This window comes from Ruegeria lacuscaerulensis (assembly GCF_013031245.1).
In the GTDB taxonomy this organism is placed as follows: domain Bacteria; phylum Pseudomonadota; class Alphaproteobacteria; order Rhodobacterales; family Rhodobacteraceae; genus Ruegeria; species Ruegeria lacuscaerulensis_C.
The window spans coordinates 47,757-62,297 of the sequence record NZ_WPZL01000024.1 but is presented as its reverse complement, the minus strand read 5'-3'; the positions used below and the strand labels follow the sequence as shown (position 1 = coordinate 62,297).

The following is a 14,541-nucleotide window of genomic DNA, read 5'->3' as shown; positions in this document are numbered from 1 at the left end:
CAATCGTGCCGATGTTGACGTGCGGCTTATTACGCTCAAACTTTTCCTTTGCCATGATGGCCTCCTTTTTCGGTAATGAAGGGAGCCCGGTACCCGAGCTCCCTCAAATCTTCGCTTATGCGTATTTCGCCTGAATCTCGTCCGAGATGTTCTGCGGAACCGGATCGTAGTGGTCGAACTGCATGGTGAACTGGGCACGGCCCGACGACATCGAACGCAGAGTGTTGATGTAGCCGAACATGTTCGCCAGCGGAACGAACGCGTCGATCGCGATCGCGTTGCCGCGCGGTTCCTGACCAGATACCTGGCCACGACGCGAGGTCAGGTCGCCGATGATACCGCCGGTGTATTCTTCCGGGGTGATCACTTCGACCTTCATGATCGGTTCCAGCAGCTTCGCGCCAGCTTTGCGCATGCCTTCACGCATACACATCCGCGATGCGATTTCGAACGCCAGAACGCTCGAGTCAACGTCGTGGAACTTGCCGTCCAGCAGGGCAACCTTGAAGTCGATCACCGGGAAGCCGGCCAGCGGGCCGCTGTCCATAACCGAGTTGATGCCTTTTTCAACACCGGGGATGTATTCCTTCGGAACGGCACCACCAACGATGCGGCTTTCGAACGAATAGCCTTCGCCCGCTTCGGTCGGCTGGATCTCCAGCTTGACTTCCGCGAACTGACCCGAACCACCCGACTGTTTCTTGTGGGTGTAGGTGTGTTCAACCGGCATCGAGATGGTTTCACGGTATGCCACCTGCGGTGCACCGATGTTCGCCTCGACTTTGAACTCGCGCTTCAGACGGTCCACCAGGATGTCCAGGTGAAGTTCGCCCATGCCTTTCATGATGGTCTGACCGGATTCCAGATCAGTTTCCACACGGAAAGACGGGTCTTCGGCGGCCAGACGGGCCAGACCCTGGGACATCTTCTCCTGGTCGCCCTTGGTTTTGGGCTCAACCGCGATCTCGATCACCGGATCGGGGAAGGTCATGGTTTCCAGAACCACCGGATCCTTCGCATCACACAGGGTGTCACCGGTGGTGGTGTCTTTCAGACCCGCCAGCGCGATGATGTCGCCTGCAAACGCTTCTTCGATCTCTTCCCGGTTGTTCGAGTGCATCATCATCATACGACCGATGCGCTCTTTCTTACCTTTGGTCGAGTTCAGGATCGAGTCACCCTTCTGCATGGTGCCCGAGTAGATCCGGGTGAAGGTCAGCGAGCCAACGAAGGGGTCGTTCATGATTTTGAACGCCAGACCCGAGAAGGCCATGTCGTCATCGGCACGACGGGCGATGTCACGAACTTCTTCCTCGTCGCCGGGTTTGAAGCCCATGTAATCGACAACGTCCAGCGGGCTGGGCAGATAGTCGATCACAGCGTTGAGCAGAGGCTGAACGCCTTTGTTCTTGAACGCCGAACCACCCAGAACCGGAACGAACGCGATTTCCAGAGTACCTTTGCGCAGCAGGGCGCGCAGGGTTGGAACGTCGGGCTCATTGCCTTCCAGGTATTCCATCATCGCGTCGTCGTCCATTTCGACGGCCGCTTCGATCATCTTGCCGCGCCATTCGTCAGCCATGTCTTTCAGGCTGTCGCGGATTGGTGCTTTGACCCAGCTTGCGCCCAGGTCTTCACCTTGCCACAGCCATTCTTCCATGGTAACCAGGTCAACCAGGCCTTCCAGCTCGGATTCTGCACCGATCGGAATACCAACCGGAACCGCGCGGGCGCCGGTGCGGTCTTCGATCATGCGAACGCAGTTGAAGAAGTCTGCGCCGATTTTGTCCATCTTGTTGACGAAGACCATACGCGGAACCTTGTAGCGGTCAGCCTGACGCCACACGGTTTCGGTCTGGGGCTCAACACCGGCGTTTGCGTCCAGAACGCAAACGGCACCGTCGAGAACCGCCAGCGAACGTTCAACTTCGATGGTGAAGTCAACGTGGCCGGGGGTGTCGATGATGTTCAGGCGGTGTTTCGGCGAGTCAGCGGTCTGACCGTCCTCGGTGCGTTCCCAGAAGGTGGTGGTCGCAGCCGAGGTGATAGTGATGCCGCGTTCCTGCTCCTGCTCCATCCAGTCCATGGTGGCTGCACCATCGTGCACCTCACCGATGTTGTGGGATTTACCAGTGTAATACAGGATACGCTCCGAGCAGGTGGTCTTACCTGCATCGATGTGCGCCATGATACCGAAGTTACGGTAATGGTTGAGTGTATATTCGCGTGCCATTTTGATAAGCCTCTGGAATTACCAACGGTAGTGGCTGAAGGCTTTGTTCGCCTCGGCCATCTTGTGGGTGTCTTCGCGCTTTTTCACGGCCGTACCACGGGACTGTACGGCGTCCAGCAGTTCACCGGCAAGGCGTTCTTCCATGGTGTTTTCGTTGCGGCCACGCGCAGCAGTGATCAGCCAGCGGATGGCCAGTGCTTCGCGGCGCTCGGGGCGCACTTCGACCGGAACCTGATAGGTTGCACCACCAACCCGGCGCGAGCGAACCTCGACCGACGGTTTGATGTTGTCGAGCGCTTCGTGGAACACTTCGACAGGAGCGCGCTTGATCTTGGTCTCAACGCGGTCAAAGGCGTTGTAGACGATGCGCTCTGCGACCGACTTCTTGCCGTCGATCATCAGGTTGTTCATGAATTTGGTCAGTACCTTGTCGCCAAATTTGGCGTCAGGCAGGACTTCGCGTTTTTCGGCGGCGTGACGACGTGACATATCAGCCTCTCCTTCTTACTTGGGACGCTTCGCGCCGTATTTCGAACGACGCTGCTTACGGTCTTTGACGCCCTGAGTATCCAGAACACCGCGCAGGATGTGGTAACGCACACCGGGAAGGTCTTTTACACGGCCGCCACGGATCAGAACAACCGAGTGTTCCTGCAGGTTGTGGCTTTCACCGGGGATGTACGAGATGACCTCGAACCCGTTGGTCAGGCGCACCTTGGCAACCTTACGCATAGCCGAGTTCGGCTTTTTCGGTGTGGTGGTGTACACGCGGGTGCAGACGCCGCGTTTCTGCGGGCACTGCTCCAGGTGCATGGACTTCGAGCGTTTTACTTTGGGCTGCCGCGGTTTGCGGATCAGCTGTTGAATAGTTGGCATTCCGGTTTCTTCCCCGTTTTGCAACACACATGACATGCACGCGGTTGCGTGCGGCTAAATTCGCTGCACTCGTGCGTCCACAAGCGCAAAATCCGCGAGCGTTCCCATTCCGAGGTGAACGTCGCGGTTTGTTATCAGAGGGCGCGAACTGCAAAATTGTCCGGGCCTTGACCAGTTCATTACTGGAATCGGTTATGGGGCGGCCCCCAGTACCGAGATGTGGCGGGTAATAGGGGGAGTCGGCCCGGGTGTCAACAGCACACCAAATTAGGTAGTTGGTTGACCCGGTTGCGTGGAACTGCCAGGGCCCGGCGTGGAATTCCAGTGCCGGGGACATTGCGGGGCGCGGGTGGTGCAGGCATAGTCCGCACAATACGCTGTTCCATGGATGATTCATGCAAGTTATCGGCCTGTGTCGCTTTTCCTACCCCGCTTACGGCGGCTTTCAGATCGAACATGACACAATCGAGGAACGCAGGCGTTATCTCTACAACCCTGCCCGCCTGGAAGAACGGTTCCGCCTGTTCGAAGCCACCACCCTGCCCTGTTTCAAAGAACAGACAGATGAGGATTTTCAGTTTCTCATCGTGATCGGTGAATGCCTGCCAAAACCCGCCTTTGACCGGCTGCACGATCTGACCGCAGGCATGAAGCAGGTGAAGATAATAGCCCGAAAGCCGATGCGGCACCGTCGGGTGATGAAAGAGATCCTGAACGCCGCCCGTGACAATCCGGACTCTCCATGCCTGCAATTCCGCCATGACGACGACGATGCCGTATCAGTGGATTTCGTCGAACGTCTGCGCATCGCCGCCATTGAAGGCGAAGGCTTGATGGCGAATAACAGAACCGTTGCCATCGACTATAATCAGGGGTTCCTGGCCCGGTTCGACGCCGAAGGCATTCAGGCGGCACAGGTATTTCGTCCTCTATTGGGGGTTGGTTTCGCAATGCATGTGCTCGGCAGATGCGAACAGACGATCATGAACTTCGCCCATCACCGGATCGGGAATTTCATGCCGGTAGTCAGCTACCCCGATGCACCAATGTGGGTGCGCACCTTGAACCAGTTCAACGACTCGCCCCACGCTCGCAACAGCACCGCCGAACTTTCCCCTTTGACACCTGAGTTGGAAGGCGAATTCATCGCGCGTTTCGCTATCGAACAGGACGTGGTTCGGCGGGTTCACTCCGCGACCTGACGCGAGCGTTCGCGGAACAGCGTGAACATGCCTGCACCAACGACGAGTGTAGCCCCAAACATCGTAACCGTGTCCGGCCAGTCACCGAACACGACCCATCCAAGGCCCAAGGCCCAGATCAGACTGGAGTACCGGAACGGTGCGACAAAGCCGACATCACCGACACGCATGACCATGACGCTGCACAGGTAACCTGCCAGCACAAACACGGCCGCGGAAGCCACCATCAGACCGGCTCCGGCCTGAACCGGTTCCCAGCCCGATACGGCCGTGACCACAATCCCCGTCAAGGTGATTGTCACCGTCGTCGCCAATGTGACGGTAAGCGATGGCACATGGATCGACATGCGCCGCGTGATCAGATCCCGCACCGTTACTGACGCAACCGCAATCAGGGCGTAGATCGCATACACGCTGAACCCGTCCGGGCCGGGGCGTACGATCAGCAGCATGCCAGCGAACCCCATTGCAATCGCCAGAATTCGGCGCCACCCTATATGTTCACCGAAGAAAAGAACCGCCCCCAGAGTCACGGTCAGCGGCAAGACCTGAAGAACGGCGGTCACATTGGCCAGCGGCATATGCAGCAACGCAATCAGAAAGAAGATCGTGGCCGAAAGCTCGGCCAGACATCGTGCCGCGACGAGCCATTTGTCATGCCGTGGAAAATCCAGGTGCAACGCCCCGAGGTGACGTGCCAGCAGATACACCAGGATCGTCGCCAGAGTACCGCGCATCGCCACCATCTGAAACAGCGGTATCTCTGCCCCGGCAGCCTTGATCAGAGCATCGTTGAAAGTAAAGGCCGCCATGCTGCCCATCATCAGCAGCGCACCTTTCGCATTCGGGGTCATTCTGCTTGGGCTCCACGCTAGGCAACACGCAGTATTGGCAAAGGTCCCATGATGGATGTCAATATCGCAACAGCCTTCCCGCCTCTGATCACCCCAGTTTGACGATGTTGCCGAACAGATACAGGCTGGATGGCTCGGTCAGTTTCTCGACGAATTCCACCCAGTCCTCGCCGTAAACTACTTCGAAAAAATCTGGGTATTTCCACACCAGATTGTGATAGGTGAACGTAGTCACGAGTACGCCCATCGTGACACTGCTGGCGAATTCCTTTTGTCGGTCTCTCAGAAAAAACGAGACGAAAAACCCTGCCCCGCTTGCAAGGCCGATATTGATGATTTCCTGAGCATCCAACTGGCCACCTTCCGGCACGCCAACTGTGTGATACTGAATATACCGGGTCAGGAAGACGGCGAAAACACCAAGGACAAACGCCCCAACAAACGAGGCAGGATATCCCAGCCGCTGCCAGATGCTGTCGGTCCTTGGGGGTGGCGCCTTGCTGGAGGTCTCTTCCGCGTTCTTCCTGATGCGCTCAATACGATCCTGAAACGAACTTTGCTCTGTACCCATAGTTAAACTCATTGCTTTCAATCAATTCTGGCATAGAGCTAAATCTAAGGTTGCAGAGCGGCAAGTCAGGTGCAGCCCCAAGGTGTTTTTTTAATGATGCTGTAGACTTGCTGCAACGTTAGGGTCAGAACCTTGGGTTCTTGGGTGGGTTTCTGCCATCACGGACAGCTGGTTGAACCGCAGTTGTCAGGCGTCCAAAAAAAGGCCCCGCGAATTCGCAGGGCCTTTCCTCGTTTCTGTAATGAGCCAGTTACTCGCGGCTTTCCGGGGTTTCCACCAGAACGTCCAGCTCGTCGCCAACCATGTCGTCTTCGACCATCGGAGCAGCCAGAGCAGCGGCGGCTTCGGCCTCTTCCCGACGGGCTTCGATCACTACGTTGTCGCGACCTTGCGCAACCTGACGCACGGCCTGTGTCGCACCACCGGTACCGGCCGGGATCAGGCGACCAACGATGACGTTCTCTTTCAGGCCAACCAGCTTGTCCTTCTTGCCCTGAACCGAAGCTTCGGTCAGCACGCGGGTGGTTTCCTGGAACGAGGCCGCCGAGATGAACGAACGCGTCTGCAGCGAGGCTTTGGTGATCCCCAGCAGGATCGGCTCGCCCTGTGCCGGACGCCCGCCACGAGCGATGGTCTTCTCGTTGGCCGCGTCGAACTCTTGCTTGTCGACATGTTCGCCCTTCAGCAGGGTGGTGTCGCCTGAATCCAGAATCTCCCACTTCTGCAGCATCTGGCGCACGATGACCTCGATGTGCTTGTCGTTGATCTTCACGCCCTGCAGACGGTAAACATCCTGCACCTCGTCGATCATGTAATCCGCCAGCGCTTCGACACCCATGATGGACAGGATGTCATGCGGGGCCGGGTTACCGTCCATCAGGTATTCACCCTTCTGGATGAAGTCCCCTTCGGCGACCGGGATGTGCTTACCCTTGGGTACCATGTACTCGATGGTCTCCATGGACTCGTCAGCCGGTTCGATGCTGATGCGGCGCTTGTTCTTGTAGTCGCGGCCAAAGCGCACGTAACCATCGGCTTCTGCGATGATCGCGTGATCTTTCGGACGACGGGCTTCGAACAGTTCGGCCACTCGCGGCAGACCACCGGTGATGTCCTTGGTCTTGGCACCTTCACGCGGGATACGCGCAACAACTTCACCGGCTTCGATCTGCTGACCGTCTTCGATCGACAGGATCGCATCCACCGACATCGGATAGTGAACCGGGTTGCCCGCATCGTTGCGGACCGGCTCGCCATCTTCGCCAACCAGAATGATCTCGGGCTTCAGGTCGCTGCCTTTGGGGGCCGCGCGCCAGTCGATCACGATCTTCTGGGTCATGCCGGTTGCCTCGTCGGTCTCATCGCGGACAGCGATGCCCGAAACAAGGTCAACGTATTTCGCAGTACCGGCTTTCTCGGCGATGATCGGCAGGGTGTAGGGATCCCATTCGAACAGCTTGTCGCCACGGGCCACCTTTGTGCCGTCCTTGACGAACAGCTTGGAGCCGTAGCCCAGCTTGTGGCTGGCACGCTCTTCACCATGCTCGTCCTTGATCACCAGCTTCATGTTCCGGCCCATAACCAGGCTTTCGCCTGCGGAATTGACCAGGATCTGCGGGTTCTCGAAGGAAACGACACCGTCCTGGCTGGCTTCCTGGAACGACTGCTGACCACCTTGCGCAACACCACCGATGTGGAAGGTCCGCATCGTAAGCTGCGTACCGGGTTCACCGATAGACTGCGCGGCGATGATGCCGACGGCCTCACCCGTGTTCACCATGGTACCGCGTGCAAGGTCACGACCGTAGCAGGTGGCGCAGACGCCCTCTTCCGACTCACAGGTCAGCGGCGAGCGGATGCGCATTGACGCAACAGCAGCCTCATCAATGGTGTCGGCCATACGTTCATCGATCAGCTGACCAGCGGCCACGATCACTTCATCCGTACCCGGACGCAGAACATCGTCGGCAGCCACACGGCCCAGCACACGCTCGGCCAGCGAGGCAACAACCTCACCGTCGTTGACCGCAGCCTCAGCCGTGATCGCACGCTCGGTACCACAGTCGATCTCGCGAACGATGCAGTCCTGCGCGACGTCCACCAGACGACGGGTCAGGTAACCCGAGTTCGCCGTCTTCAGAGCGGTGTCCGACAGACCCTTACGGGCGCCGTGGGTCGAGTTGAAGTATTCAAGAACGGTCAGACCTTCCTTGAAGTTCGAGATGATCGGCGTCTCGATGATGTCGCCGTTCGGCTTGGCCATCAGGCCGCGCATACCGCCCAGCTGTTTCATCTGAGTAACCGAGCCACGCGCGCCCGAGTGGGCCATCATGTAGACCGAGTTCGGTTCCTGTTCAGACCCGTCCGCTGCCCGATCCGACGACGAGATCGTGCTCATCATCGCCTCGGTTACGCGGTCGTTACACTTCGACCAGGCATCGACAACTTTGTTGTACTTTTCGCCCTGAGTGATCAGGCCGTCCATGTACTGCTGTTCAAAGTCCTTCACCTGACCGCGGGTGTCATCAACGATGCCCCACTTGTCATCGGGAATGACCATGTCGTCCTTACCGAACGAGATGCCCGCCTTGAACGCTTCTTTGAAGCCCATCGACATGATCTGGTCACAGAAGATGACCGACTCTTTCTGACCGCAGTAACGGTAGACGGTGTCGATCACCTGCTGCACTTCTTTCTTACGCAGCAGGCGGTTGACCAGCTCGAACGGCGCCTTGTTGTTCATCGGCAGCAAGGCACCCAGGCGCAGACGGCCCGGAGTGGTCTCGAAACGCTTCTGAACCTCGTTGCCTTCGTCGTCGATCTGCGTGATCCGCGCGGTGATCTTGGTGTGCAGATGCACCTCACCCGAATCCAGCGCATGCTGAACTTCGTCGATCGAACCAAAGACCTTGCCTTCACCCGGCATACCTTCGCGTTCCAGGGTCACATAGTACAGACCCAGGATCATATCCTGCGACGGAACGATGATCGGTGCGCCGTTTGCGGGCGACAGAACGTTGTTCGTCGACATCATCAGAACGCGCGCTTCCAGCTGGGCCTCAAGGCTCAGCGGGACGTGAACGGCCATCTGGTCACCATCGAAGTCGGCGTTAAAGGCCGAACAGACCAGCGGGTGCAGCTGGATCGCTTTACCTTCGATCAGCACCGGCTCGAACGCCTGAATGCCAAGACGGTGCAGCGTCGGCGCACGGTTCAGCATGACAGGGTGTTCGCGGATCACCTCGTCGAGGATATCCCAAACTTCGGGACGCTCTTTCTCGACCAGTTTCTTCGCCTGTTTCACGGTCGAAGACAGACCCTTGGCTTCAAGGCGCGAGTAGATGAACGGCTTGAACAGCTCCAGCGCCATCTTCTTGGGCAGACCACACTGGTGCAGCTTGAGTTCCGGACCGGTCACGATGACCGAACGGCCCGAGAAGTCGACGCGTTTGCCCAGAAGGTTCTGACGGAAACGACCCTGCTTACCTTTCAGCATGTCCGACAGCGATTTCAGCGGACGCTTGTTGGCGCCGGTGATCACGCGGCCACGACGGCCGTTGTCGAACAGAGCGTCAACGGATTCCTGCAACATCCGCTTTTCGTTGCGGACGATGATGTCAGGCGCGCGCAGTTCGATCAGACGCTTCAGACGGTTGTTCCGGTTGATGACGCGGCGATACAGATCGTTCAGATCCGAGGTCGCGAAACGGCCACCATCCAGCGGAACCAACGGACGCAGTTCCGGCGGAATGACCGGGATCACGGTCATGACCATCCACTCGGGCCGGTTGCCCGACTCGAGGAAGCTTTCAACAACCTTCAGACGCTTGATGATCTTCTTGGGCTTCAGCTCGCCGGTTGCTTCGGCCAGATCAGCGCGCAGCTGCTCAGCTTCGGCTTCCAGATCGATCTGGGCCAGCATCTCGCGGATGGCTTCAGCACCGATATTGGCGGTGAACGCGTCCATACCGTAAGCGTCCTGCGCGTCCATGTACTCTTCTTCGGTCAGCATCTGGCCGTAGGTCAGGTCAGTCAGACCGGGCTCGATGACGACATAGTTTTCAAAGTACAGAACACGTTCCAGATCGCGCAGCGTCATGTCCAGCATCAGACCGATGCGGGACGGCAGCGATTTCAGGAACCAGATATGCGCAACGGGTGCTGCCAGTTCGATGTGGCCCATACGCTCGCGGCGGACTTTCTGCAGGGTGACTTCCACACCGCATTTCTCGCAGACAACGCCGCGATACTTCATCCGCTTATACTTGCCGCACAGACATTCGTAATCTTTGATCGGGCCAAAGATACGCGCGCAGAACAGACCGTCACGTTCAGGCTTGAACGTCCGGTAGTTGATGGTTTCGGGTTTCTTGATCTCACCATAGGACCAAGACAGGATCCGTTCAGGCGACGCCAGCGAGACCTTGATCTCGTCGAAAACCTTCGGCGGCGTCAACGGGTTGAACGGGTTGTTGGTGATTTCCTGGTTCATTTTGATACCTCAAATTTTGCGGAAGGGGGGACGGGAGGAAGGGCCGAGGCCCTTACTCCTCAACCTCCGCATCCAGGAGTTCCATATTCAGGCCGAGGCCACGGACTTCTTTCACCAGAACGTTGAACGATTCCGGTACGCCCGCTTCGAAATTATCCTCGCCCTTGACGATCGACTCATAGACCTTGGTCCGGCCGGCGACGTCATCCGATTTCACGGTGAGCATCTCCTGCAGGGTGTAGGCGGCACCGTAAGCTTCCAGAGCCCAGACTTCCATCTCACCAAAGCGCTGACCGCCGAACTGCGCCTTACCACCCAGCGGCTGCTGGGTAACCAGGCTGTACGGCCCGGTCGAACGCGCGTGGATCTTGTCATCCACAAGGTGATGCAGTTTCAGCAGGTACTTGATGCCCACGGTGACCGGACGTGCGAATTGCTCACCGGTACGACCGTCGAACAGAACCGACTGACCGCTTTCCGAGAAGCCCGCACGCACCAGCGCGTCGTTGACGTCCGCCTCTTTGGCACCGTCAAAGACCGGGGTTGCGATCGGAACACCGCGGGTCACGTTGCCCGCAGCCTCGATCAGGCCATCCTCGTCCAGACCGGTGATGCCTTCTTCGTAGACATTCTCGCCATAAGCCAGCTTCATCGCTTCGCGAACCGGGGTCAGGTCGCCGGAACGGCGGTATTCACCCAGTGCGTCGTCGATGTTCAGACCCAGACCGCGTGCGGCCCACCCCATGTGGGTTTCAAGGATCTGACCAACGTTCATACGCGAAGGCACACCCAGCGGGTTCAGACAGAAGTCGACCGGAGTACCATCGGCCAGGAACGGCATGTCTTCCATCGGAACAACCTTGGAGATCACACCCTTGTTCCCGTGACGACCGGCCATCTTGTCGCCCGGCTGCAGCTTACGCTTCACGGCGATGAAGACTTTGACCATCTTCATCACACCCGGCGGCAGGTCGTCGCCACGGCGGACCTTTTCGACCTTGTCTTCGAAACGGGCGTCCAGAGCACGCTTCTGTACTTCGTACTGCTCGTTCAGAGCCTCGACGATCTGTGCGTCTTGCTCGTCTTCCAGCGCCAGCTGCCACCACTGACCGCGGGTCAGAGTTTCCAGCAGCTCCTCGGTGATCACCGACCCCGGCTTGACACCTTTCGGGCCTTTGACAGCGGTCTTGCCAAGGATCATGCCGTGCAAACGCGCATAGATGTTGCGGTCCAGGATCGCCAGTTCGTCGTCCCGGTCGCGGGCCAGACGTTCGACTTCCTCACGCTCGATCTGCAGCGCACGCTCGTCTTTTTCGACGCCGTGACGGTTGAAGACGCGGACTTCCACGACCGTACCGTAATCGCCCGGCTTCACGCGCAGCGAGGTATCGCGCACGTCAGATGCTTTTTCACCAAAGATGGCGCGCAGCAGCTTTTCTTCCGGGGTCATCGGGCTTTCGCCCTTCGGAGTGATCTTGCCGACCAGAATATCGCCCGGCTCAACATCCGCACCGATGTAAACGATGCCCGCTTCGTCGAGGTTGCGCAGCGCTTCTTCGCCGACATTCGGGATGTCGCGGGTGATCTCTTCCGGGCCCAGCTTGGTGTCACGGGCGGCGACTTCGAATTCCTCGATATGGACCGAGGTGAAGACGTCGTCACGCGCGATACGTTCCGAGATCAGGATCGAGTCTTCGTAGTTGTAACCGTTCCACGGCATAAACGCGACGACCACGTTCTTACCAAGGGCCAGCTCACCCATATCGGTCGACGGACCATCGGCAATGACCTCGCCCTTCTGGACGGTGTCACCCACTTTGATCAGCGGACGCTGGTTGATGCAGGTGTTCTGGTTCGAACGCTGGAACTTGCGCAGACGATAGATGTCAACGCCAGCGTCGCCCAGTTCCAGATCTTCGGTGGCGCGGATAACGATACGCTGGGCATCGACCTGGTCGATGATACCAGCGCGTTTCGCCTGAATCGCAGCGCCCGAGTCGATTGCAACCTTTTCCTCGATCCCGGTACCGACCAGCGGCGCTTCGGCCCGTAGCAGCGGAACCGCCTGACGTTGCATGTTCGAGCCCATCAGAGCGCGGTTGGCGTCGTCGTTTTCAAGGAACGGGATCAGCGATGCAGCGACCGAGACCAGCTGTTTCGGCGACACGTCAATCAGATCAACATTCTCGCGCGGGGCGAGAGTGTAGTCACCGGCCTGACGGGTCGAAACCAGATCGTTGATGAACTTGCCATCCGCATCCAAGGTCGCGTTCGCCTGCGCCACGGTGTGACGCATTTCCTCGGTCGCGGACATGTAGTGAACCTCATCGGTCACCTCGGCGTCTTTAACAACGCGGTACGGTGTTTCGATGAAGCCATACTTGTTCACGCGGGCAAAGGTGGCCAGCGAGTTGATCAGACCGATGTTCGGGCCTTCCGGCGTTTCAATCGGGCACATCCGGCCATAGTGGGTCGGGTGTACGTCGCGAACCTCAAAGCCCGCACGCTCACGCGTCAGACCACCAGGGCCAAGCGCCGAGAGGCGGCGTTTGTGAGTGACTTCCGACAGCGGGTTGGTCTGGTCCATGAACTGCGACAGCTGCGACGAGCCGAAGAATTCACGAACAGCAGCCGCAGCCGGTTTCGCGTTGATCAGGTCCTGCGGCATGACGGTGTCGATCTCGACCGACGACATACGCTCTTTGATCGCGCGCTCCATGCGCAGCAGACCGACGCGGTACTGGTTTTCCATCAGTTCGCCGACCGAGCGCACACGACGGTTGCCGAGGTGGTCGATATCGTCCACGTCGCCTTTGCCGTCACGCAGTTCCACCAGTGCCTTGATGCAGGCCACGATATCTTCGCGGCGCAGAGTGCGCAGGGTGTCCGGCGCGTCCAGAGCCAGGCGCATGTTCATCTTCACGCGGCCAACGGCAGACAGGTCATAACGCTCGCTGTCGAAGAACAGCGTGTCGAACAGAGCCGACGCCGCTTCGACGGTGGGCGGCTCACCCGGGCGCATGACGCGGTAGATATCCATCAGCGCGCTTTCGCGGCCGATGTTCTTGTCCTGCGCCATGGTGTTGCGCATGTAGGGACCGACATTGATGTTGTCGATGTCCAGAACCGGAATGTCGGTGATGCCCGCATCAATCAACTCTTTGACAGTGCCACCGATCAGATCGCCGTCTTTGTCGTATTCCAGCGTCAACTCATCGCCGGCTTCGACATAGATCGCACCGGTTTCTTCGTTGATGATGTCTTTGGCGACGAATTTGCCAACGATATGGTCAAACGGAACCAGCAGGTCGGTAACCGTGCCTTCGTCGATCAGCTTCTTGACTGCGCGTGGCGTGACCTTCTTGCTTGCTTCGGCAATCACTTCTCCGGATTTTGCATCAATCAGATCATAGGTCGGACGGGTACCGCGGACACGCTCGGGGAAGAACGGCGTGACCCAGCCCTTCTTCTTGTCCAGCTTATAGGACACGGTGTTGTAGTAGGCGTCCATGATTGCTTCCTGATCCAGACCCAGCGCATACAGCAGGGTTGTCACAGGCAGTTTGCGACGACGGTCGATACGGGCGAACACGATATCCTTGGCGTCGAACTCAAAGTCCAGCCAGCTGCCGCGATACGGGATGATGCGGCAGGCAAACAGCAGCTTGCCCGAGGAGTGCGTCTTGCCCTTGTCATGGTCGAAGAACACGCCGGGCGAGCGATGCATCTGGGACACGATCACACGCTCGGTGCCATTCACGATGAACGTACCGTTCGGCGTCATCAGGGGCATATCGCCCATGAACACATCCTGTTCCTTGATGTCCTTGACCGACTTGGCACCGGTGTCCTCGTCGACATCGAACACGATCAGGCGCAGGGTGACCTTCAGCGGCGCGCTGTAGGTCATGTCGCGCTGCATGCACTCTTCGACGTCGTATTTGGGTTTTTCCAAATCGTATTTCACGAACTCCAGAACGGAGGTTTCGTTGAAATCCTTGATCGGGAAAACCGACTGGAACACACCTTTGATGCCTTCGCCGTCCGTGGGCTGCTCTGCATCGCCGGAGCGCAGGAAAAGGTCATAAGAAGATTTCTGGACCTCAATGAGGTTTGGCATCTCCAGCACTTCGCGGATTTTGCCGTAATATTTACGAAGACGTTTCTGGCCAAGGAACGTTTGAGCCATGTCAGATGTCACCTTTCGATGTTCTCAGCGGGCAAAGACACCGTCGGGCCCCGGCGCCTTGCACATTAGAGACGACACGTCCGGATCAATTCGTGGCCACCGTCCCGAATGGTAGCCTCCCGAT

The 14,541-nt window shown here is 58.2% G+C and carries 8 protein-coding genes; 1 reads left to right on the top strand and 7 read right to left on the bottom strand.

The window, feature by feature from the left end; translation table 11 throughout:
• Positions 1–115: 115 nt before the first annotated feature.
• Genes fusA through rpsL form a run of 3 tightly spaced genes read right to left on the bottom strand, consistent with a single transcriptional unit; the run spans position 116 to position 3,109 of the window.
• Positions 116–2,233: an elongation factor G gene (gene fusA, locus GOX66_RS19965; RefSeq protein ID WP_170764856.1), complete on the bottom strand. Its 2,118-nt coding sequence runs from the start codon at positions 2,231–2,233 to the stop codon at positions 116–118.
• 18 nt (positions 2,234–2,251) lie between these two features.
• A complete protein-coding gene (gene rpsG, locus GOX66_RS19960; protein WP_170446863.1) occupies positions 2,252–2,722 on the bottom strand; it encodes a 30S ribosomal protein S7 in 471 nt (156 codons plus the stop codon).
• A 15-nt stretch (positions 2,723–2,737) separates the two neighbouring features.
• Positions 2,738–3,109 (bottom strand): 30S ribosomal protein S12, encoded by a 372-nt coding sequence (rpsL, locus tag GOX66_RS19955; protein ID WP_005621086.1) that lies wholly within the window; start codon positions 3,107–3,109, stop codon positions 2,738–2,740.
• A 395-nt stretch (positions 3,110–3,504) separates the two neighbouring features.
• Here rpsL and GOX66_RS19950 point away from each other — a divergent pair, with 395 nt between their 5' ends.
• Positions 3,505–4,311, top strand: coding sequence for a putative rhamnosyl transferase (locus GOX66_RS19950; RefSeq protein WP_170764854.1), 807 nt, complete (start codon positions 3,505–3,507; stop codon positions 4,309–4,311).
• On the opposite strand, the gene GOX66_RS19945 is transcribed toward GOX66_RS19950, so the two are convergent.
• From GOX66_RS19945 to rpoB, 4 genes are all read right to left on the bottom strand, one after another.
• On the bottom strand, positions 4,296–5,165 hold the full coding sequence (locus tag GOX66_RS19945) for a DMT family transporter (protein ID WP_170764852.1): 870 nt from the start codon (positions 5,163–5,165) through the stop codon (positions 4,296–4,298). The genes GOX66_RS19950 and GOX66_RS19945 overlap by 16 nt on opposite strands.
• Positions 5,166–5,253: 88 nt before the next feature.
• The gene (locus GOX66_RS19940) at positions 5,254–5,736 is read right to left on the bottom strand and encodes a hypothetical protein (RefSeq protein WP_170764850.1); all 483 of its coding nucleotides are present in this window, start codon (positions 5,734–5,736) and stop codon (positions 5,254–5,256) included.
• A 250-nt stretch (positions 5,737–5,986) separates the two neighbouring features.
• The gene (gene rpoC, locus GOX66_RS19935; protein WP_170764848.1) at positions 5,987–10,228 is read right to left on the bottom strand and encodes a DNA-directed RNA polymerase subunit beta'; all 4,242 of its coding nucleotides are present in this window, start codon (positions 10,226–10,228) and stop codon (positions 5,987–5,989) included.
• Positions 10,229–10,280: 52 nt separating this feature from the next.
• On the bottom strand, positions 10,281–14,417 hold the full coding sequence (gene rpoB, locus GOX66_RS19930) for a DNA-directed RNA polymerase subunit beta (RefSeq protein ID WP_170764846.1): 4,137 nt from the start codon (positions 14,415–14,417) through the stop codon (positions 10,281–10,283).
• Between the last annotated feature and the right edge of the window lie 124 nt (positions 14,418–14,541).